This window comes from Photobacterium sp. 1_MG-2023 (assembly GCF_030547945.1).
GTDB lineage: Bacteria > Pseudomonadota > Gammaproteobacteria > Enterobacterales > Vibrionaceae > Photobacterium.
In genome coordinates this window covers 1-578 of the sequence record NZ_JAUORR010000092.1, presented here as the reverse complement: position 1 = coordinate 578, position 578 = coordinate 1, and the positions used below count along the sequence as shown (strand labels likewise).

1 protein-coding gene is annotated in these 578 nt (G+C 33.6%); it reads right to left on the bottom strand.

Annotated features, from left to right (window positions below; all coding sequences use genetic code 11):
* Positions 1 to 191: 191 nt before the first annotated feature.
* On the bottom strand, positions 192 to 578 hold a 387-nt coding region (locus Q4579_RS23030; RefSeq protein ID WP_303567290.1), incomplete at its 5' end, for a hypothetical protein.

The window sequence follows — 578 nt, the reverse complement described above, 5'->3', positions numbered from 1 at the left end:
TTATAAATACGACTACATGTCTGATATTGAACTTCCCAATTATTGAATACAGGATCGGCATTGAGTTGCCGTTGTACTTGCGCGTATCTTTGCTTGAGTTTTTCCATAATTAAAAAAATAATCCGCCGATAAATTTACAGGCGGATAAATGAATAATATAAATAAATTTTTCGAAAAAATTTCTAAAAAATCTAGAGTGTTGTATCACTAAACGGCATCTTATCTTGGATATGCCACCAACGGTCAAAAAAGCTATCTTCTTTTTTATATAAAATATCTAAATCATGATGATCATAATCTTTTATGATACTGATTACTTCTTCCAATTCTTTTGCTGTTAATATAAGGCTATTATAACCATGGGTCTGAACTTTATACTTATCATATAAAAACGGTTTTTTAACAATAAGGCTATAAATTCCCAACCAAGGCCACGCACTTTCTTCAGGTTCTGGCTCTGGTATTGAACCTAACTTTAAAAATGAGAGCGAGGCGGCACCTGCGCCAGCAAAAACCATAGGTCCGGCAACAAATAACAAAATGAAAGCAATCACAAATCCACCGATCATACAGTATTG